19 protein-coding genes are annotated in these 20,389 nt (G+C 75.7%); 11 read left to right on the top strand and 8 right to left on the bottom strand.

The annotated features are described in order from the left end of the window. Positions 1-211 precede the first annotated feature (211 nt). Positions 212-2,797 carry an alpha-glucan family phosphorylase gene (gene glgP, locus MTO91_RS20945; RefSeq protein ID WP_476652433.1) on the top strand — a complete coding sequence of 862 codons (2,586 nt, stop codon included), beginning with the start codon at positions 212-214 and terminating at the stop codon, positions 2,795-2,797. Here the strand turns inward: glgP and MTO91_RS20940 are convergent. From MTO91_RS20940 to glgX, 3 genes are all read right to left on the bottom strand, one after another. After that, entirely contained in the window at positions 2,794-3,504 is a 711-nt protein-coding gene (locus tag MTO91_RS20940) for a fibronectin type III domain-containing protein (RefSeq protein ID WP_476652431.1), read from the bottom strand. The two genes, glgP and MTO91_RS20940, sit on opposite strands and share 4 nt — an antisense overlap. A 271-nt stretch (positions 3,505-3,775) precedes the next feature. Then, positions 3,776-4,000, bottom strand: coding sequence for a zinc ribbon domain-containing protein (locus tag MTO91_RS20935; RefSeq protein WP_476652430.1), 225 nt, complete (start codon positions 3,998-4,000; stop codon positions 3,776-3,778). 64 nt (positions 4,001-4,064) lie between these two features. Then, positions 4,065-6,086 (bottom strand): glycogen debranching protein GlgX, encoded by a 2,022-nt coding sequence (glgX, locus tag MTO91_RS20930; protein WP_405415442.1) that lies wholly within the window; start codon positions 6,084-6,086, stop codon positions 4,065-4,067. A 100-nt stretch (positions 6,087-6,186) separates the two neighbouring features. Between glgX and MTO91_RS20925 the strand changes: the two genes are divergently transcribed. From MTO91_RS20925 to MTO91_RS20885, 9 genes are all read left to right on the top strand, one after another. After that, the gene (locus MTO91_RS20925) at positions 6,187-6,957 is read left to right on the top strand and encodes an ABC transporter ATP-binding protein (RefSeq protein ID WP_476654940.1); all 771 of its coding nucleotides are present in this window, start codon (positions 6,187-6,189) and stop codon (positions 6,955-6,957) included. Positions 6,958-7,105: 148 nt separating this feature from the next. After that, positions 7,106-7,885: an enoyl-CoA hydratase/isomerase family protein gene (locus MTO91_RS20920; RefSeq protein WP_062397269.1), complete on the top strand. Its 780-nt coding sequence runs from the start codon at positions 7,106-7,108 to the stop codon at positions 7,883-7,885. Positions 7,886-7,965: 80 nt separating this feature from the next. Continuing rightward, positions 7,966-8,922: a class I SAM-dependent methyltransferase gene (locus tag MTO91_RS20915; protein ID WP_405415445.1), complete on the top strand. Its 957-nt coding sequence runs from the start codon at positions 7,966-7,968 to the stop codon at positions 8,920-8,922. Then, complete coding sequence (gene macS / locus MTO91_RS20910; protein ID WP_476652427.1) at positions 8,919-10,094, top strand: MacS family sensor histidine kinase; 1,176 nt, start codon at positions 8,919-8,921, stop codon at positions 10,092-10,094. The genes MTO91_RS20915 and macS overlap by 4 nt, the downstream gene beginning before the upstream one ends. Then, positions 10,091-10,744, top strand: coding sequence for a response regulator (locus MTO91_RS20905; RefSeq protein WP_179761971.1), 654 nt, complete (start codon positions 10,091-10,093; stop codon positions 10,742-10,744). Before macS ends, MTO91_RS20905 begins: the two co-directional genes overlap by 4 nt. A 128-nt stretch (positions 10,745-10,872) precedes the next feature. Beyond that, on the top strand, positions 10,873-11,478 hold the full coding sequence (locus MTO91_RS20900; protein ID WP_476652426.1) for a DedA family protein: 606 nt from the start codon (positions 10,873-10,875) through the stop codon (positions 11,476-11,478). Between the two features lie 70 nt (positions 11,479-11,548). Continuing rightward, the gene (locus MTO91_RS20895) at positions 11,549-12,211 is read left to right on the top strand and encodes a response regulator transcription factor (RefSeq protein ID WP_476652425.1); all 663 of its coding nucleotides are present in this window, start codon (positions 11,549-11,551) and stop codon (positions 12,209-12,211) included. A gap of 42 nt (positions 12,212-12,253) precedes the next feature. Beyond that, positions 12,254-12,775 carry an ArsR/SmtB family transcription factor gene (locus tag MTO91_RS20890; protein WP_476652424.1) on the top strand — a complete coding sequence of 174 codons (522 nt, stop codon included), beginning with the start codon at positions 12,254-12,256 and terminating at the stop codon, positions 12,773-12,775. Between the two features lie 11 nt (positions 12,776-12,786). After that, complete coding sequence (locus MTO91_RS20885) at positions 12,787-14,250, top strand: serine hydrolase domain-containing protein (RefSeq protein ID WP_476652423.1); 1,464 nt, start codon at positions 12,787-12,789, stop codon at positions 14,248-14,250. Between the two features lie 113 nt (positions 14,251-14,363). On the opposite strand, the gene MTO91_RS20880 is transcribed toward MTO91_RS20885, so the two are convergent. Continuing rightward, on the bottom strand, positions 14,364-15,302 hold the full coding sequence (locus MTO91_RS20880; protein WP_476652422.1) for a nucleoside hydrolase: 939 nt from the start codon (positions 15,300-15,302) through the stop codon (positions 14,364-14,366). A gap of 33 nt (positions 15,303-15,335) precedes the next feature. Further along, positions 15,336-15,539 carry a hypothetical protein gene (locus MTO91_RS20875; RefSeq protein ID WP_062397246.1) on the bottom strand — a complete coding sequence of 68 codons (204 nt, stop codon included), beginning with the start codon at positions 15,537-15,539 and terminating at the stop codon, positions 15,336-15,338. Positions 15,540-15,619: 80 nt separating this feature from the next. On the opposite strand from MTO91_RS20875, the gene MTO91_RS20870 reads away from it, so the two are divergent. Beyond that, the gene (locus tag MTO91_RS20870; protein ID WP_476652420.1) at positions 15,620-16,339 is read left to right on the top strand and encodes an acyltransferase; all 720 of its coding nucleotides are present in this window, start codon (positions 15,620-15,622) and stop codon (positions 16,337-16,339) included. Between the two features lie 9 nt (positions 16,340-16,348). Here MTO91_RS20870 and MTO91_RS20865 read toward each other — a convergent pair whose 3' ends face one another. The 3 genes from MTO91_RS20865 to MTO91_RS20855 form a co-directional block, all read right to left on the bottom strand. Then, on the bottom strand, positions 16,349-17,587 hold the full coding sequence (locus MTO91_RS20865; protein ID WP_476652418.1) for a glycosyltransferase family 4 protein: 1,239 nt from the start codon (positions 17,585-17,587) through the stop codon (positions 16,349-16,351). A 480-nt stretch (positions 17,588-18,067) separates the two neighbouring features. Beyond that, a complete protein-coding gene (locus MTO91_RS20860; RefSeq protein WP_476652417.1) occupies positions 18,068-19,561 on the bottom strand; it encodes a 1,4-alpha-glucan branching protein domain-containing protein in 1,494 nt (497 codons plus the stop codon). Then, positions 19,558-20,307 carry a class I SAM-dependent methyltransferase gene (locus tag MTO91_RS20855; protein WP_062397239.1) on the bottom strand — a complete coding sequence of 250 codons (750 nt, stop codon included), beginning with the start codon at positions 20,305-20,307 and terminating at the stop codon, positions 19,558-19,560. Before MTO91_RS20855 ends, MTO91_RS20860 begins: the two co-directional genes overlap by 4 nt. Positions 20,308-20,389: the final 82 nt, after the last annotated feature.

Below are 20,389 nucleotides of genomic sequence, written 5' to 3'. Positions count from 1 at the left end.
GAGTCGAGACGGTCAGTCTGACGCCGCCACGTCACCTGTCGCCACACCCGCGGGACCATCGGCGTGAACGGATCGGAACGGATGTGGACGGAACCGATTCGACGTGCACGGACCCACCGGTCCCGCGGCAGTGCGACCCTACCGGTGGGACCCCGTCCCGGCCGGGCGGGACACCGCGTGCGTGTCGGTGTTCCCGGCTACCCTCGCGGCCGTGAGAGCCCTCCGTCGTTTCACCGTCCGTGCCCAGCTCCCCGCTCCGCTCGCGCCGCTGCAGACACTGGCGACGAACCTGCGGTGGACCTGGCACGCGCCGACCCGGGACCTGTTCGCCTCCCTGGACCCCGACGCCTGGGACGCCAGCGGGCAGGACCCGGTCCGCCTGCTCGGCGAGATCCCCACCGGTCGGCTGGCCGAGCTCGCCGCGGACGATGCGGTCGCGGCCGAGGTCGCCGAGCGGGCCGCGGAGCTGGAGACCTACCTGTCCGAGCCGCGCTGGTACGACGAGGCCGACGGCGCCGGCAGGCCGTCGGCCGTCGCGTACTTCTCGATGGAGTTCGGCGTCTCGGAGGTGCTGCCCAACTACTCCGGCGGTCTCGGCGTGCTCGCCGGCGACCACCTGAAGGCCGCCTCGGACCTGGGTGTTCCGCTCGTCGCGGTGGGGCTGCTGTACCGGTCGGGGTACTTCCGTCAGTCCCTGTCGCTCGACGGCTGGCAGCTCGAGCACTATCCGGCGATCGACCCACAGGGGTTGCCGCTGCAGCTGCTCACCGACGCCTCCGGCGCGCCGGAGCTCGTCGAGGTCGCGATGCCGGGGGACCGCACGCTGCACGCGCGGATCTGGCAGGCCGCGGTCGGGCGGGTCCCGCTGCTGCTGCTCGACACCGACATCGCCGAGAACGCCGCGGAGAACTCCGAGTCCGGTGGCGGGGCCGACCTGCGCGGGGTCACCGACCGGCTCTACGGCGGCGACCAGAACCACCGCATCCAGCAGGAGATCCTGATCGGTGTCGGCGGGGTCCGCGCGGTCCGCGCGTTCTGCCGGCTCACCGGGCACCCGACGCCGGAGGTCTTCCACACCAACGAGGGCCACGCCGGGTTCCTCGGCTGCGAGCGGATCCGCGAGCTGTGCACCGGCTCGGCGGTGTCGTCCAACGGCGCGGGACCGGCGACGGCGTCCGCGTCGTCCGGCGGGCTGGACTTCGACGAGGCGCTCGCCGCCGTCCGCGCGGGCACGGTGTTCACCACCCACACCCCGGTGCCCGCCGGGATCGACCGGTTCGGCCTGGACCTCGTGCGGCACTACCTCACCGACCGGCTGCTGCCCGGCCTGCCGACCGACCGGCTCCTCGCGCTCGGCGCCGAGGAGGATCCGGAGACGTTCAACATGGCGCACATGGGTCTGCGCCTGGCCCAGCGCGCCAACGGTGTCTCCCGGCTGCACGGGACGGTGTCGCGGGAGATGTTCGGCGGGCTGTGGGCCGGGTTCGACCGCGAGGAGGTGCCGATCGGCTCGGTCACCAACGGCGTGCACGGCCCCACCTGGGAGGCCCACCAGGTCACCGAGCTGCTCGGGGAGCCCGGCAGCAGCACCGCCGAGGTGCCCGACGCCGACGTGTGGGGCCTGCGCAACACGCTGCGGTCCCGGCTGGTCGACGAGGTCCGCCGCCGGGTGCGCGCCGCGTGGCTGGAGCGGGGTGCGTCCGAGCCGGAGCTGGGCTGGACCGACCACGTCTTCGACCGCGACGTGCTCACGGTCGGCTTCGCCCGCCGGGTCCCGACCTACAAGCGGCTCACGCTGATGCTGCGCGACGCCGACCGGCTCCGCAGCCTGCTGCTCGACCCGCACCGGCCGGTGCAGCTCGTCGTCGCGGGGAAGTCGCACCCCGCCGACGACGGCGGCAAGGCGCTCATCCAGCAGATCGTGCGCTTCGCCGACGACGCCGGCGTGCGCCACCGCATCGTCTTCCTGCCCGACTACGACATGTCGATGGCCCGCTACCTCTACTGGGGCTGCGACGTCTGGCTGAACAACCCGCTGCGCCCGCTGGAGGCCTGCGGCACCTCCGGCATGAAGTCCGCGCTCAACGGCGGGTTGAACCTGTCCATCCGCGACGGCTGGTGGGACGAGTTCTACGACGGCGCCAACGGCTGGGCCATCCCCACCGCCGACGGCGTCGAGGACCCGACCCGGCGTGACGACCTCGAGGCCAACGCCCTCTACGAGCTCATCGCCACCCAGGTCGGCCCGGCGTTCTACGACCGCGTCGACGGTGTCCCGCACCGCTGGGTCGAGATGGTCCGCCACACCCTCACCACCCTGCGGCCGAAGGTGCAGGCCACCCGGATGGTGCGGGAGTACGTGCAGGACTGGTACACCCCGGCGGCCCGCGCCGCCGCGGACGCGGCCGCGTCGGACTACGCCGTCGCCCGCGACATCGCGCAGTTCCGGGCCCGGCTGAACAAGGCGTGGAACCACGTCCGGATCACCGGTGTGGACGCGTCCGGGCTGCCCGACACCCCGGTCGTGGGGTCGCCGATAACGGTCCGGGCGGGGGTGGACCTGGCCGGGCTGGACCCGTCGGACGTGACGGTCGAGGCCGTCGTCGGGCGGGTCGACTCCTCCGACGAGCTGGCGGACCCCGTGACCGTCGCGATGGAGCACCGCGGCGACGGGTCCTGGGAGGTCGCCGTGCCGCTGCCGCACGCGGGGCTGACCGGGTACACGGTGCGGGTGCTGCCGCACCACCCGCACCTGGCGTCCTCGGTCGAGCTGGGGCGGATCGTCCTGGCGGGCTAGCGCAGCGTGGTCCGGCTCGTGGTGTGCTCACCCCGCGGGGCGACGGTGGTCAGCGCGAGCTCCCGCGGTCCCGGGGGCAGCGCGCCGACCACGATGTCCCGGGTGGTGGCGTAGCCGCCGCAGGTGCCCGACCAGAGCACCCGGCCGGCCGTCGCGAGCGTGCAGGGCCCGGAGACGTACGGGTCGACCGGGGCCTCGCGGTCGGCGCGCACGTGCACGGTGCCGTCGGCGGCGCGGGCCGCGGTGATCGACATCGTGAGGGCGCACGGGGCCTGCTCGCCGAACGTGGTGAGGACGGCGGGCCCCGGCTCGGACCGGCTCTCGTCGACGTCGCGGGTCACCGCGCGCACCGACACCGTGAACGGCGCGAGGCAGTAGTCGCCGTACACCGGGGCGCTGGTGGTGGTCTCGGTCGAGGCGGAGTGGAGGACGGCGCCCGCGTGGTCGCGGACCTCGACGTCGTAGTGGGTGCGCAGGGCGCCCTCGTTCCGGACGGGCGGCGACCAGGACACCTGCAGGCCGAGGCCGCGGGCGCCGCCGCCGGGCACGGGGGAGACCTGCAGGGCCTGCACCGGGCCGGGCGCCGGGAGCGCCTCGGCCGGCGGCGACGGCGGGGCGGGGGTCGCCGCCGTCGTGAGCAGGGTGGTGGTGGCCACGGCGGCGACGACGGTGGCGGCACGGAGGAGACGGGGGAACGCTCGGGGCACGTGGACTCCCGTTCCACGGGGACAGATGCTCTCGGCGTATCGGAGCAGTGTTGACGTGCGTCACACGATGGAGCGGAATACGCCCGTTCGGCCCAGCAATGGTGTGGCGGTCAGTCGCCGCAGACGGGCAGCGGGGTGTGGGCACCGGGGACCTCGCGAGCACCACGCGCCGGGCCGCCCGTGACGTCCCACCGCCCGCCGGACCACCGCCCGTCGGACCACCGCCCGCCGGACCGCGGTCCGAGGGGGCGGGACCCGTCCTCGGCACGGGTCAGCCGCCGCAGCACCCGCCGCCGCAGCAGCCACCGCCGCCACCGGCCGGGGCCATCGCGGGTGCACCGCCGCCGGAGCGGCCGCCGAGCGCGATCGTCGAGAGCAGCTTGACGGTGTCCGCGTGCCCGTGCGGGCAGTCCGCCGGGTCCGACGACGCGGCCATCGGCCGGTCGACCTCGAACGTCGTGGCGCACTCGCGGCAGCGGAACTCGTAGCGCGGCATGCGCGGAGCCTACGCCGCCCGGCCCGCCGGACCCAGCTCCCGGAACCCGGCGGGATGGGGCCGGTCAGCGGCTGCGCAGCAGGTGTACCGAGCGGGGCGGCAGGACGACCGTCGCCCCGGCGTCGAGCGGGGTGGTGTCGGCGGGGGTGCCGTCGGGCGCGGTCGAGTCCAGGACCGGGTCGAATCCGTGGTCGCTGGGCAGCACGCAGTCGGCGGGCTCGTCGCCGGCGTGCAGGACCAGCAGCCAGTAGTCGGCCAGCAGCAGCGCGAGGGTGCGGCGGCCGCCGTCGTGCCAGTCCCCGGGCTCCATCGGCCGCCCGGACGGGTCCCACCAGAGGACCTCGCCGTCGACGTAGAACTGGTCGCGGTGCAGCACCGGTGACTCGTGGCGCAGCGCGGCGACCTTGGCGGTGAACGCCTCCATCGCCGTGGTCTCGTCCGTGCGGGTCCAGTCCACCCAGGAGGTCTCGTCGTCGCGGCAGTAGGCGTTGTTGTTGCCGCCCTGGGTGCGCCAGCGCTCGTCGCCGCCGGTGATCATCGGGGTGCCGATCGACAGCAGCAGCGTCGCCATCATCGCCCGGGCCGTGGCCTGCCGGGCGGCGCGGATGCCGGCGTCGTCGGTCGGGCCCTCGGCGCCGTGGTTCTGCGAGCGGTTGTCGTCGGTGCCGTCGCGGTTGTTCTCGCCGTTGCCCTCGTTGTGCTTGCGCTCGTAGGACACGAGGTCGCGCAGGGTGAAGCCGTCGTGGGCGGTGACGAAGTTGACCGAGGCCCACGGGCGACGCCCGGAGAGCTGGTAGATGTCGGAGCTGCCGGTCAGCCGCGACGCCAGCTCGGCGACGCCGCCGTAGCCGCGCCAGAAGTCGCGCACCGCGTCGCGGTAACGGCCGTTCCACTCCGACCACGCCACACCGAACCCGCCGACGCGGTAGCCCTCGCCGGTCGCGTCCCACGGCTCGGCGATCAACTTGGTCGTCGACAGGGTCGGGTCCTGGGCGATCGCGGTGAGCAGCGCGGAGTCCGGGGAGAACGGGCCCGACCGCGGGCGGCCGAGCACCGAGGCGAGGTCGATCCGGAACCCGTCGACGCCGTAGGCGTGCACCCAGTGCCGCATGGCGTCGCAGACCAACCGGATCACCGTGGGGGAGCCGGCGTCGAGGGTGTTGCCGGTGCCGGTGATGTCGGCGTCGTGCCCGGACCCGCCGAGCGAGTAGTACGCCGGCGCGTCGAGGCCGCGGTAGGACAGGGTGGTGCCGCCGACCCCGCCCTCGCAGGTGTGGTTGGGGACGATGTCGAGGATGACCTCGATCCCGGCCGCGTGCAGGGTGTCGACGAGGTAGCGGAACTCCGCGACCTCGTTGCCGGGGTCCGAGGCGTAGCCGGCGTGCGGGGCGAGGAAGCCCAGCGTGGCGTAGCCCCAGTAGTTCGACGCGCCGCGCTCCAGCAGCGGCGGCTCGGGGGCGTTGGCCTGCACCGGGAGCAGCTCGACGGCCGTCACCCCGGTCCGCTGCAGCTGCGCGATCACCGCCGGGTGGGCCAGCCCCAGGTAGGTGCCACGGTGCGCCTCGGGCACCTCGGGGTGGAGCTTCGTCCAGCCGCGCACGTGGATCTCCGAGATCACCGTCTCCGACCACGGCACGTCCGGGCGGGGCGGGCGCGGCGCGGCGTCGGTGGCGGTGACGACCGACAGCGGCACCGAGCCGAGCGAGTCGACGGTGCTGGGCCGCCCGGACATCGGGTCGCCGTCCCACCCGCGGGCGGCGACGACGTCGGTCACCAGGCCGGTGATCCGGGCCGCGTAGGGGTCGACGAGGATCTTGTGCGGGTTCGCGCGGAGTCCCTCGAACGGCCGGTAGGGGCCGTGTACCCGGTAGCCGTAGCGCTGCCCGGGCCGCACCCCGGGCACGTGGCCGTGCCACACGCCGAAGGTGTGCTCGCGCAGCTCGACGCGCCGCTCGGTGAGACCACCGCCCTCACCGTCGGCGGCGCCGTCGATCAGGCACACCTCGACGGTCTCGGCGCTGGTGGTGGCGACCGCGAAGCGGGTCCCGTGGTCGTCGGGGTGGGCACCGAGGGGGAAGACAGGCACGATCGGCCAGGATAGGGGGGTGACTTCGCCCCGAACCCCGTCCGCGCCCGGTGTCACACCCGTTTCCACCCCGATCGACGACGAGGACGTGGTCGTCGGGATGGACGGCGCCACCGTCCGCCGCGGCGACACCATCCTGCTCGATGCCGTCGACTGGCGGGTGGAACTCGACGAGCGCTGGGTCGTCCTCGGCCCGAACGGCGCCGGCAAGACGACCCTGCTCCGCCTCGCCGGTGCCGAGCTGCACCCGACCTCCGGCACCGTCCACGTGCTCGGTGAGCGCATGGGCCGGGTCAACGTCTTCGAGCTCCGCACCCGGATCGGTCTCACCTCGGCGAACCTGGGCGTCCGGATCCCGGGCGACGAGATCGTCTCCGACGTCGTCGTCTCCGCGGGCTACGCGGTCCTCGGGCGCTGGCGCGAGGAGTACGAGCGCGACGACACCGGCCGCGCCGAGCAGCTGCTGGGCCAGCTCGGCATGGCGGGGTTCGCCGGGCGCGCGTACGGCACGCTGTCCGAGGGCGAGCGCAAGCGGACCCTGATCGCCCGCGCGCTGATGACCGACCCGGAGCTGCTGCTGCTCGACGAGCCCGCCGCCGGGCTGGACCTCGGCGGCCGCGAGGACCTCGTCACCCGGCTCGCCGACCTCGCCGACGACCCGTACGCCCCGGCGTCGGTGCTGGTCACCCACCACGTCGAGGAGATCCCGCCGAACTACAGCCACGGGCTGCTGCTGCGTGAGGGGCGTGTGGTCGCCGCGGGGCTCCTGGACGAGGTCATGACCTCCGAGCCGCTGTCGGAGACGTTCGGGCTGCCGCTGACCGTCGAGCGCCGCGGCAACGGACGGTTCACCGCCCACCGGCGCGACTGATCCGCCGCCGGGCGCCGGTGCCCGCACCCGCGTGGGGCGACCGTCGCGCGGGTCGCCGCGAACCGGGACGGGACGCCACGCCGGCCGAGGCGGCCGGGTCGGATCACTGCGCGCTCCGGGGCGCCGGAGGCGACTAGGGTCCGCAGACGTGACCGAATTCGTGAGCCTGTCCGTGGACGAGGGCGTCGGGACGATCCGGATCGACCGCCCGCCGATGAACGCCCTGAACCGCCAGATCCAGGGTGAGCTGCTGGAGGTGGCCGACGAGGCCGCCACCCGCGCCGACGTGCGTGCGGTCGTCGTGTACGGCGGGGAGAAGACCTTCGCCGCGGGTGCGGACGTCAAGGAGATGGCGTCGATGTCCTACTCGGACATGGCGCCGCAGGCGCGGCGGCTGTCCGCCGGGCTGGGTGCGATCTCCACCATCCCCAAGCCGACCGTCGCCGCGGTGACCGGGTACGCCCTCGGCGGCGGCCTGGAGGTCGTGCTCGGGGCCGACCGGCGCATCGCCGGCGACAACGTCAAGCTCGGCTTCCCCGAGATTCTGCTCGGCATCTTCCCGGGTGGCGGCGGCACCCAGCGCGCCGCGCGGCTGATCGGGCCGTCGCGCACCAAGGACCTGATCTACACCGGCCGCATGGTGAAGGCCGACGAGGCGCTGGCGATCGGGCTGGTCGACGAGGTCGTCCCGGCCGACGAGGTCTACACCCGCGCCGTCGCCTGGGCGCAGCAGTTCACCGCGGGCCCCGCCCTGGCCTACGCCGCCGCCAAGAAGGCGATCGACAACGGCCTCGACACCGACCTGCGCACCGGCCTGGACATCGAGTCCGAGCTGTTCGCGGGCGTGTTCGCCACCGACGACGCGAAGGCCGGCATGGCCAGCTTCGTCGAGAACGGCCCCGGCAAGGCCACCTTCACCGGCCGCTGAGCCGTCCCGCCCCCGCCCGGCCGCGCGACGCGCCCGGGCGGGGAGCAGGTCGGCGGCCGTGTTCTGCGAAACTCCTACTCATGAGTTCGGACCCGGCGCCCACCCCGCACGCCACCGCCGAGCAGGTCGAGGCGGCCTGGCACGACCCGAAGCTCGCCAACGTGCTCTACCACGACTGGGAGGCGGGCACCTACGACGAGAAGTGGTCGATCAGCTACGACGAGCGCTGCATCGACTACGCCGCGGGCCGCTTCCGCGCCGCGGCCCCGTGGGACGGCCGCCCCTACCTGCGCGCCCTGGAGCTGGGCAGCGGCACCGGGTTCTTCCTGCTGAACCTGATGCAGGCCGGCGTCGCCGAGCGGGGCGTCGTCACCGACCTGTCCCCGGGCATGGTCGCCGCCGCCACCCGCAACGCCGAGCACCTCGGGCTGGAGGTGGAGGGCGCCGTCGTCGACGGCGAGCACATCCCGTTCCCCGACGACAGCTTCGACCTCGTCGTCGGGCACGCGGTGCTGCACCACATCCCCGACGTCGAGGCCGCGTTCCGTGAGGTCCTGCGGGTGCTGGAGCCGGGCGGGCGGTTCGTGTTCGCGGGCGAGCCCACCACCGTCGGCGACGCCTACGCCCGCAAGCTCGGGCAGTGGACGTGGAAGGCCACCACCACCCTGACGCGGCTCGGCCCGCTGCAGGGCTGGCGCCGCCCCCAGCACGAGCTCGACGAGTCCTCCCGCGCCGCCGCGCTGGAGTCGGTCGTCGACATCCACACCTTCGACCCGGCCGACCTGGAGCACACCGCGACCCGGGCCGGGGCCGAGGGGGTGCGGGCCTCCACCGAGGAGTTCGCCGCCGCCATGCTGGGCTGGCCGGTGCGGACCTTCGAGGCCGCCGTCCCGCCCGGCAAGCTCGGCTGGAACTGGGCGATGTTCGCCTACCACGGCTGGCAGCGGCTGTCCTGGCTCGACGAGCACGTCCTGAACCGGGTCGTGCCGCGCAGCTGGTTCTACAACGCCCTGATCACCGGTACCAAGCCGAGATGAGCGATCGGCCCCGGCGCGGCGCGCTGTCGGTCAGCATGGACGACGTGGAGCACCCGCTGGAGCCGTTCTGGCGCGGCGTCATCGCCTACCGCCTGCTCACGCTGCTGACCGTCGTCGGCGTGACGCTCTACCACCTGCGCACCGGCTACGAACGTCCGCCGGCCGCGGTCGGCGTGCTCGTCGTGATGGCGGTGTGGACGGCCGTGACGTCCTGGGGCTACCTCGGCGGGCTGCCCGGCGCCCCGGACCGCCGCGGCCTGCTCGCCCTGGCCGACCTCGGCGTCTGCGTCGCGATCATGGCGACCACGCCGCTGGTCGTCCGGGTCACCCACCTCGACGAGGGCGGCCCCGGCATGGGGTCGATCTGGACCTCCGGCGCGGTGCTGGCCTGCGCGGTCGCGTTCCGGATCACCGGCGGGGTGCTCGCCGCGGCCGTGATCTCGGCGGCGCTGGTGCTGTCCAAGCAGCGGTTCGGGGTGCTGGAGCTGGGCGACATGCAGCTGCTCGGACTGGCCGGGCTGACCGTCGGGTTCGCCGCGCACGTGCTCGACCGCACCGCCGCCCGGCTGCGCCGCCTCGTCGCCGAACAGGCCGCCGCCGCCGAACGCGAGCGGCTCACCCGGGCCGTGCACGACGGAGTCCTGCAGGTGCTGGCGCACGTCCAGCGCCGCGGCGCCGAGCTGGGCGGCGGGGCGACCGAGCTCGGCGTACTCGCCGGAGAGCAGGAGACCGCGCTGCGTGCGCTGCTGTCCGGGCCGGGGACCACCGACGCGTCCGGGTACCGCGACCTCGCCGCCGCGCTGTGGATCCTCGCCTCGGACCGGGTCACCGTCTCGGCCCCCGGACGTCCGGTCGAGCTGGGCGGGCCGGTCGTCGACGAGGTGGAGGGCGCGGTGCGGGCCGCGCTCGCGAACGTCGCGCTGCACGCCGGCCCGGACGCGCGCGCGTGGGTGCTGGTCGAGGAGCTGCCCGGGGCGGTCGAGGTCAGCGTCCGCGACGACGGCCCCGGCATCCCCGAGGGCCGCCTCGCCGAGGCCGAGGCGCAGGGCCGGATGGGGGTGTCCCGCTCCATCCGTGGCCGCGTCGGCGACGTCGGCGGGACACTGACGCTGGACACCGGACCGGACATCGGGACCGAATGGGTCATCCGGGTCCCCAGGGAGGACACATGAGCATCCGGGTGATGGTCGTCGACGACCACCCGATCTGGCGCGAGGGCGTGGCCCGCGACCTCGCCGAGCGTGGCCTCGACGTCGTCGCGACGGCCCCCGACGCGCCCGCGGCCGTCCGGATCGCGACGGCCGTGCGACCGGACGTGATCCTCATGGACCTCAACCTGGGCGTGACCTCCGGCGTGGACGCGATCGCCGCGATCGGGCAGCAGAGCCCGGACAGCCGCGTACTGGTGCTGTCGGCCTCCGGTGAGCACGCCGACGTCCTGGAGGCGGTCAAGGCCGGTGCGCTCGGCTACCTGGTGAAGTCCGCCGGGGTCGACGAGCTGCTGGAGGCGATCCGGCGCACCGCCGACGGCGTCGCCGTGTTCACCCCGGGGCTGGCCGGGCTGGTGCTGGGGGAGTACCGGCGGCTCGCCGACGCCCCGCGTCCCGCCGACGGCGCGCCCGCCGTCCCGGCACTCACCGACCGCGAGACCGAGGTGCTGCGCCTGGTCGCGAAGGGCATGACGGCCAAGCAGATCGCGGCGAAGCTCGTCGTCTCGCACCGGACCGTCGAGAGCCATGTGCAGAACACCCTGCGCAAGCTGCAGCTGCACAACCGCAGCCAGCTCGTCCGGTACGCCATCGAGCAGGGCCTCGCGGACTGAGCAGGCGGGGCGGTGCGTTCCCTGCGGTGAGCGGAGTGAACCCGTAACGGGGGCCACCCCCATCACGAACAGGTCACGGGACCGGGCAGACTCGGCTCCGCCCCCGCCGCTCGACCTCCGGAGAGCCCGTGACCGACCCGAGCGCCCTGATCGGGTCCCTCCTCCAGAGCCCCTGGCTGGTGCCCCTGCTCGCCGTCGCCGTGATGTGCGACGGGCCGTTCCCGTTCCTGCCGAGCGAGCCGGTGCTGTTCAGTGCCACGGCCGCCGCGCTGGCGGACGGCGACCGGTGGCGGATCGTGGCCCTGTTCGGTGCCGCGGTGGTCGGGTCCCTGCTCGGCGACGCGATGCTCTACGGCGCCGGACGCAGCTCCCACTCGGTCGTCCGGGGCACCCGTCGCAGTGACGGGACCGGCGCCTGGGTCCGCCGCCACCTGCACCGCCGACCGGTCGCCGCGCTGGTCGCGACCCGGCTGCTGCCCGGCGGACGGCTGGCGAGCGTGTCCGCGGCCGGCCGGGTCCGGCTGCCGCTGCGCGCGTTCCTGCCCGCGACCGTCGCGAGCGCCCTGGTGTGGAGCACCTGGATGACCGGCATCGGCGTCCTGGTCGGGCCGATCACGCACGGCGACCCGCTGATGTCGGTGCTCGCCGGGTTCGTCCTCGCGGCGCTCGTCGCCTCCGCGGCGGCCGCGGCCAGGGCGCTGCTGCGGCTGCGCCGCCCCGTCGTCGCGGTCTGAGCCCGCCCGGCCCGTTCGCGCCGAACCGGAGGGTTCCGCGCCGTTCGGACGGCCTACTGTGCTGCGGCACATGGCAAGCTGGGCCGTCCGGACGAACGGGGCGGGGAGAACTGAGGACGTGCACGACGACGGCGACCGGGTCTCGGCGGTGGCGGTGGGGCGGCCGGTGGTGCCGCCGGGGGTCGAGGTCGTGGCCCACGTGCCGCCCGTGCCCGCGGAGGGGGCCGCGGCCGCGGTCGACCGCGCCCGGCCCGGTCTGGTCCTGGTCGACCTGACCGGCCCCGAGGGTGTGGCGCCCGCGGTGATCGCCGCCGTGCTCGCCCGCGTGCCGGACGCGGCGGTGCTCGCGGTCGCCGGTGCGGTCGCCGACCACACCCGGGTCCTCGACGCGGTACGGGCCGGGGCGACCGGCGTCGCGACCGGTGCGGACCCCCGGGAGCTGGCCGCCGTCGCCGCCGCGGCCGCCGCCGGGCGTCCCGCGTTCTCCCCGGGGCTGGCCGACGTCGTCCTGGAGTCGGTCGCGGCCCCCACGCACGCGGTACCGGAGCTCAGCCCGCGCGAGTCCGAGGTGCTGCGGCTGGTGGTCGAGGGGCTCACCGCCAGGCAGATCGCAGCCCGCCTCGTGCTGTCCCCGCGCACGGTCGAGAACCACGTGCAGCGGCTGCTGCGCAAGTTCGAGGTGCCCGGCCGTGCGGCCCTCGTCCGGCACGCCATCGAGTACGGACTCGCCTGAACGTCGTTTGTGCGTTTTCACGTACTTCCGTACTTTGGGTGCGTGAGCGAGATCGAGGAGCGGCTGCGCGCCGTCGAACAGGCCGTCGTGGAGCTGCAGGAGGCCCGGCGGGCCGCCGCCCGGCCGGACGCCGTCGGGTCCGCGGACACCGCCGTCCCCGACGACGACGCGCTGTGGGCGCTGACCGGGCTGGAGGCCCGCAGCCCCGGCGCGGTGCTGATGGCCGGCAGCGTGGGGCTCCCCGGCGACGAGGGCACCGTCCGCTGGCAGTACGCCCGCCCGGGCGAGGTCCTGCTCGACGCCGACTGGCCCGAGCTGAGCGCGACCCTCGACGCGCTCGCCCACCCCGCGCGGCTCGCGATCCTGCAGCACGTGCTGGGTGGCGTGCACAGCACCGCCGAGCTGCTGGATCAGCCCTCGGTGGGCACGACCGGGCAGCTGCACCACCACCTGCGCCAGCTCGTCGCCGCCGGGTGGCTGGCCTCGACCCGGCGCGGCCACTACGAGGTCCCGGCCGCCCGGGTCGTCCCGCTGCTGGTCACCGTCCTGGCCGCGCACCGCTGAGAGGACCCGCCATGACCGCCACCACCTCCGCGACCGCCGGGGTCGGACGCCGCATCGGGACCGTCGCCGCTGTCGCCGCCGTGTTGGCGGTGCTCGTCGGCCTGGTCGCCGGCCCCGAGCACCGACGGCTCGGGCCGCAGACCACCGGCGATCCGGCCCTGGCCGAGCGGATCCGGGCTGCTGCGGGCGGGCACGGCGGCTACCGGTCGCTCGCCGTCGCCGAGGTCACGCCGACGACGGTCACCACCTCCGGGCTCGGCCCCGCGGACATCGGGGCCCCCTTCGAGATCGGGTCGGTCACCAAGACGTTCACGGCCGCGTTGTTCGCCGACGCGGTGACCCGCGGCGAGGTCCGCCCCGACGACCCGCTCGAGCGCGCACTGCCGGAGCTGACGGGCACCCCGGCGGGCGCGGTCACGCTCGCCTCGCTCGCCCAGCACCGCTCCGGGCTGCCGGCGCTGGGGGCGACCGCCGCCGCCCGGGCCCTGGCCACGACGGTGAACCTGAACCCGTACGCGTCGACGACCACCGCGCAGCTCCTCGACGACGCCCGCACCGCCGCGGTCGACCCGCAGCAGCCGCCGACGTACTCCAACTTCGGCGTCGCGCTGCTCGGGACCGCGGTCGTCCGCGCCGCCGGCGCCGACGGGTACCCGCAGCTGGTCGCGGACCGGATCACGGGCCCCCTCGGCATGACCTCGACGAGCTTCGCCGCCACCGGCGCGCAGGTCCCGGACACCGCGGTCCCCGGGCACCGCGACAACGGCCGCCCCGCGCCCCGCTGGGCCGGCGAGGGCTACCTGCCCGCCGGGAGCTCCACGTTCTCGACCGTCGAGGACCTCGCGCGTTGGGCCGCGGCCCAGCTCACCGGCGCCGCACCCGGCACCGGCGCGCTGGTCCCGACCGCGCAGGACGACCCCGGCACGTCGATCGGCTGGATCTGGGTCACCAGCGCGGCCACCGGCGCCGACGGCGCCCGGTACCCCTACGTCTGGCACAACGGAGGCACCGCCGGGTTCAGCAGCATGCTGGCCCTCGACCGCGAGGGCGGGCGGGCGGTCGTCGTGCTCGGCGACACCACCGCCGGGGTCGAACCCGTCGCCCGCACCCGGCTGTTCGGCACACCCCCGTCCGACGACGGCGCGGACCTGTTCGCGTGGGCGCCGGCCGCGATCGCGGCACTGTTCTCGCTGCTCGCGCTGCGCCGTGCGCTGCGGGAAGGTGCGCTGCTGCCGATCGCCGACGGCCTGCTGACCGCGGTGTTCGGGCTGGTGCTGCTGTGGAACCGGGGCCCGTGGTCCTCGGTCGGCGGCTGGGTGTGGGGGCTCGCGCTCGCACCGGCCGCCGCAGCGCTGGCGGTCGCGGTGCTGCGGGGCCGGGGGCTGCCGCTGCACCCGGCCGGGCGCACCGTCACGGCCTGGGCCGGGCCCGGTGTCTCGGCACTGCTGGTCGCCGTGGTGGTGTGGGCCGGCTGAGCTGCGGGCGCGCGCTCCACGGAGGCGAGAGGCGCGCCGCGCAGTGCTGCCGCCGCACCGACCCGCGGGTGCCGGGTGCGGGGACACACCGCGTCGGGCCGTCGCCGCGCCGGCTACGGGCGCGCGGTGAGCCGGGCCAGCGCCGCGTCGAGGACGGCCGGCACGTCCGGCGCGGACAGCACGTCCACCGGGCGGGTGCCGGGTCCGGCGGGCACGGTCGCCCCGCGGGCGGGGCCGAACCCGGTGTCCACGGTCAGCGCCGTCGGCGTCGGCGTCAGCGACCCGGGTACGACGCACTCCAGCAGCGCCGTCGCGTCGTGCAGGGCGACCGCGTCGCGGCCGTAGCGTTCCCGGTAGAACCGCATGTACGGGGCGATCATCGCGGCCAGCTCGGCGCCGACCGGGTCGGCGTCGCCCAGTACGGCGACCCACTCCGGGCCCGCGGCACAGCCCAGCGTGGTCTCCAGGGGCACCAGCGCGACCGGCACGGAGCCCTCGCCGGGGTCCTGGGCCAGGACACGGTGCGCGGCCTCCGGGTCGGCGTGGACGTTGAACTCGGCGGCACCGGTGACGTTCCCGCCACCGATCGCCCCGCCCATGACGACGACCCGCTCGATCCGGCCCACCAGATCCGGGCGCGCGGCCAGCAGGATCGCGGTGTCGGTGAGCGGGCCGATCGAGGCGATCGTGACCGGCTCGGTCGCCTCCTCCAGCACCCGCGCCATGAGGGCGACCCCGGCCCCGGCCACCGGCACGACCGGCTCCGGCAGCGCCGCGGCGCGCCCGCCGAGCCCGTCGGAGCCGTGCACGTGCCCGGCCCGCCGCTCGCGCCGGTGCACCAGCGGCCGGGCGGCGCCGACCCCCAGCGGGACGTCCGGGCGTCCGGCCAGGGCGAGCAACCGTCCGGCGTTGGGCAGGGTGGCGTCCAGGCCGACGTTGCCGAACGTGGCGACGACGGCCCGGACGTCCACCTCGGGACTGCGCAGGGCCAGCACGAGCGCGACGGCGTCGTCGACACCGGGGTCGGTGGAGATGATCAACGGGCGGGGCACACCGGCGAGCCTACGACCGGCCCGCCGGGGAGCTCACTCGCTTCGGGTGGGCTCGTCCTCGTGCTCGGCCTCGACCTCGCGGGCGGCCGCTCCGGTGGCCCCGGAGTCGTCGGTCGTCGCGTCGGGGCGGGGGTTGCCCGCCTTGTCGGTGTCGGCGCGGGAGGTGCCGCCGCCTCCGGAGGTCAGTTCGTCGGTACCGACGTCGGTGCCGTCGTCGGGCTGGCGGTGGTCGCTCACGGGCGGACCTCTCGGGTGGGGGACGTGGTCCCCGGGAGGTACCCGCCGTCCGAGGGGTGCACACGCCTAGGGTCTGACGGGTGCGACGTCCGCCGATCCCCGACGCCGACCCGGAGCAGGCGAAGCTGTTCGGCCTCACCTCGCTGCGCTGGATCCTGCGCCACCGCGCGTACAGCCCGTGGTACCTGCGGCGGTACTGGCGGCTGGCGAAGCTCCGGCTGCGGCACCCGCACGTCGTGCTGCGCGGGATGGTGTTCCTCGGCAAGGACGTGACGATCGAGGCCCGCCCCGGGTTCGGCCGGCTCGAGATCGGCCGCTGGGTGCACATCGGCGACGGCACCGCCCTGCGCTGCCACGAGGGCTCGATGCGGATCGGCGACAAGGTCGTGTTCGGCCGGGACAACACCGTCAACTGCTACCTCGACGTCGAGATCGGCGCGACGACGCTCGTCGCCGACTGGGTCTACGTCACCGACTTCGACCACCGCACGGAGGATGTCCGGCGACCGATCAAGGACCAGGGCATCGTGAAGTCGCCGGTCCGGATCGGCGAGGGCTGCTGGCTCGGGGTGAAGACCTCGGTGCTGCGCGGCACCCGGATCGGCCCGGGCAGCGTGCTCGGGGCGCACGCGGTCGCGCGGGGGGAAATCCCCGCGGAGTCGATCGCCGTCGGGACCCCGGCCCGGGTGGTGCGCGACCGGCGGGCCGACTACGAGGCCGCGGCCGCCGAGCGCGCCGCGGTCGCGGACATGGCACGCAAGGCCGACCGGGCCCTGCAGGCCCGGCTCGACCGGGCCTGAGCCGGCGGCTCAGGCGTCGAACAGGTTCCCGGTGGGGATCTTGGGGCGGGGGAGCTCCCGGGGCCCGGCCGCGGTGGCGCCGGCGTAGATGCGGGCGGTGTGCCCGGCGATGACCGGCCAGGCGAAGTCGGTGCGCAGCCGGGCCCGGGCCGCGCGGGCCCGGCGGCGGGCGGCGGCCGGGTCGGCCAGCGCGCGGTCGACGGCGTCGGCGATCCCGGGGACGTCGCCGGGGGCGAACCCGAGGCCGGTCTCGCCGTCGCGGACCAGCTCGCCGAGCCCGCCCGCGGTCGAGGCGACGAGGGTCGCTCCCACCGCGGCGGCCTCCAGCGCGACGATCCCGAACGGCTCGTAGCGGCTCGGCAGCACGACGGCGTCCGCGCCGCGCAGCAGGGCGGTCAGCTCGGCGTCGGGCAGGTGGCCGAGGAAGGTCACCGAGCGCGTCACCCGGTGCCGCGCCGCGCGCTCGGCCAGCATCTCCTGCTGCGTCCCGCTCCCGGCGACGAGCAGCCGGGTCCCGCGGTGCCGCCGCCGGATCCGGGGCAGTGCCGCGATCAGGTCCTGGACGCCCTTCTCGTACTCCAGGCGTCCGAAGTAGACGATCCGCGGCCCGTCGCCGGCGTGCGCGGGAGCGGCGGCGCGGGACCGCCAGCGACGCGGGTCGATGCCGTTGTGCACCACGTGGACGGCGGCCGGGTCGAGGTCGTGCAGCGCCGACACCTCGGCGCGCATCGCGCCGGAGCAGGTGATGACCTCGTCCGCGCGCTGCGCGAGCCACCACTCGGTGGAGTGCACCTGCCGGTTCAGCGGCCCCGGCAGCCAGCCGGAGTGCCGGCCCGCCTCGGTGGCGTGCACGGTCGCGACCAGCGGGACCCCGAGGACGTCGGCGAGCGCGATCGACGGGTGCGCGACGAGCCAGTCGTGGGCGTGCACGACGTCCGGCCGCCAGCCCGGCAGCAGCGCGGTCAGCGCGTGGCGCAGCATCGCGTGCCCCATCGCGAGCGTCCACGCGACCAGGTCGGTGCCGAACTCCAGCTCCGGCGGGTCCTCGGCCACCCGCAGCACCCGCACCCCGTCGACGGTCCCGGTGCGGGTCGGGTGGGTCTCGGCGTCGGTGCCGGTGGGGGCCCGGGACAGCACGACGACCTCGTGCCCGGCCGCGACGAGCTCGCGGGACAGCGCGTGCACGTGCCGGCCCAGCCCGCCGACGACGACCGGCGGGAACTCCCAGCTGACCATCAGCACCCGCATCGCTAGATCCTGACAAACACCGGACCGGCGGTAACCCCCGGGGCACCGTGCCCACCGTGCCCACCGTGCCCACCGTGCCCACCGCGTCGACCTCCGCCCCGCCGTGCCCGATCCCTGTCGCGCGCCGGTGTCCCGCGCCGAACCGGCGACGCGCGGGGGTCGGGAGAACGCGCGTCCGATCGGGAGCGCGTTCTCCGGACGCGGACGCGTCCATCGGCCGGTCGGTGGGACGTGGCACGGGGCGTGGGTGGGGTCCGTCGCGTGGCTACCCGCCACGTCGCGCGGCACCCCGCCCCGTTGCGCGGCACCCCGCGCGGCGATCGTCGCGCCGGGCGACAGGTCGCCACACCGTGCGATCGCTGCGCCGCGCCCGGCGGAACAGGATCGGTGGCCCGGGCGGCCGGGGCCCGAGGCGTCCGGGCCGGTGCCCCACCGACCCCGACCCCGCCGAATCCGCTTACCCGGTAAGGGAGTTCGCGGTCAGACCCGTCCCAGGTCCCGGGCGTCCACGTGCCCGAAGGTCGGCAGCGGCGCGTCCGCCCAGGCCGCGACCCGGCGCTGTGCGGCCCGCCGTCGCCCGGCGCGCAGCAGCCCGGACAGCTCCGCCACCCGTCCGGCGTGCAGGTCGGCGCGGGAGCGGGCGTACCCGGCGGCGGAGTCCTTGCTGACCATGAACGCCCAGTCGCTGGACAGGGCGTGCAGCGCCTGGTCGGCGAGCAGGTCGGCCAGCGGGTCCCGGAGGGGGCCGGGCAGCGGGGCGGCGAGCAGGTCGGACTGGACCTCGGCGTTCCGCGCGACCAGGTCGGCGACCTGCGGCCCGGCCCAGACCCGCCAGTCCTTGCCCGAGCCCCAGGACGACTCCCGCAGGTCGACGGGGTCGCCGACCAGACCGTCGTCGACGGCGTCGCCGAGGGTGCGCACGGCGACCCCGGCCTCGGGCAGCCTGCGCAGCACCGCCGCCAGCCAGGCGGGTCCCTCGTGCCACCAGTGCCCGAACAGCTCGGTGTCGAACGCGGCGACGGTCAGCGCCGGGCGGCCGCGCTCGGCGCGCAGCGCGGTCAGCCGTGCGACCACGGTGTCGACGAAGTCGTCGGCGTCGCGGGAGACGGCGCGGGCGGCGAGCGCGGGGTCGTAGGGCCTCTTCCGCTCGGTCGGTACCCGCCGTCCGGTGACCCGCGCCGGCTTGAGGCCGGACTCGTGGTCCCAGGTGTGGAAGTCGCGGTACTCGGCCGAGCCGGGGTAGCCCTTGCGGGGCGACCACACCCGGTAGGTGACCTCCAGGTCGCGGCCGACGCACACGACGTCGGAGGTCCCGACCGGCCGGGCGAACGCGGTGTCGCCGCGCAGCGCGGGACCGTCGACGAGGAAGCGGCGCACCCCGGCGGCGGCGTAGCCGTGCTCCATCCCGGGGGCGAAGCCGCACTCGGGCGCCCAGATCCCGGCCGGCCGGGCGCCCAGTCGCAGGGCGTGGTCGTCGAGCCCGGCGCGCAGCGAGAACGCCCGCACCCGCGGGTCGAGCAGCGGCTGGAACGGGTGCGCGGCCGGCCCGCCCAGCAGCTCGACGGCGCCGGAGTCGCGCAGACCGCGCAGCGCGGGCGACCCGCCGTGGCGCCAGTGCCGCTCGAACTCGGCCGTCGCCGCCGTCGACACCCGGTGCTCGTGTGCGGCCAGGTCCGGCAGCCGGCCCGCCGCCGAGTGCGCGCGCAGCGTCCACCCGCCGAGCCAGTCGTGCACCCCGCGCAGGCAGTGCGGGTCGTCGAGCTGTGCGGCCAGCACCGGCGTCACCCCGAGGGTGGCCAGGCCGGTGCGGCCCTCCTCGGCCAGCTCCCGCAGCGTCGCGACGACGGGCAGGTAGGAGTGCGCCCAGGACTGGTAGAGCCATTCCTCGCCGACCGGCCACCGGCCGTGCCGGGCCAGCAGCGGCAGGTGCGAGTGCAGGACGAGGCAGAACGTCCCGACGGGCGCGCCGCTCACGGCCGGGTCGCCGTGACCAGCAGGTCGAGCGAGGCGTCGAGGTCGGTGTGGTCGCCGGTGCGCAGCACGAAGTCCGAGCACCGCACCCCGGCGACGTCGACGGCCAGCGCCTGCGGCCACGGCTCCCCGGACAGCGCCAGCCGGGTCTGCGCCTCGATCAGGCCACCGTGGCGGGCGTCGAGCTCGCGCAGCCGCGGACCGTGGTGCAGCCCCTGCACGACGACACGGCCGAACCCGGCGTCGTCGACCAGGCCGGCCAGCTCGCGCGGGTCGAGCTCACGGGTGTGGAACGGGTTGAGCGGGGTGTCCCGACCGGGGGAGAAGGTGATCCGGTTCGGCGTCGACACCATGAGCCGCCCGCCGGGACGCAGCACCCGCCTGCACTCGCGCAGGAAGCGCTCCTGCTCCCACAGGTGCTCGATGACCTGCAACGACACGACGACGTCGACGCTCCCGTCGGGCACCGGCAGCGCCACCAGGTTGGCCCGGGCCACGTCCACCCGCGGGTAGCGGGCCCGGACGTGGGCCACCGTCGTCGCGTCGTAGTCCAGCGCCAGCACCGAGCGGGCGGCCCCGGCGAGCAGGTCGGCGCCGTAGCCCTCGCCGCAGCCGGCCTCCAGCACGGCGACGCCCGAGCAGTCGGCGGCGATGGCCGCGTAGACCACCTCGTGGCGGCGGAACCAGTAGTTCTCGTGGCTGATGCCCGGGACGGTGCGCTCTCCGGTGAGGGGCAGGCTGCTGGTCACCCACCGACTTCACCACGCCCGTCGGGGGGAGTTCGCACCGGTCCCCTCGCGTGCGCTACCGCTCGTCGACGCGGAGCAACGC

This window comes from Pseudonocardia sp. 2-7 (assembly GCF_056341085.1).
Note: the sequence above shows the minus strand (reverse complement) of the source record. Positions and strands in the feature narration are given on the sequence as shown.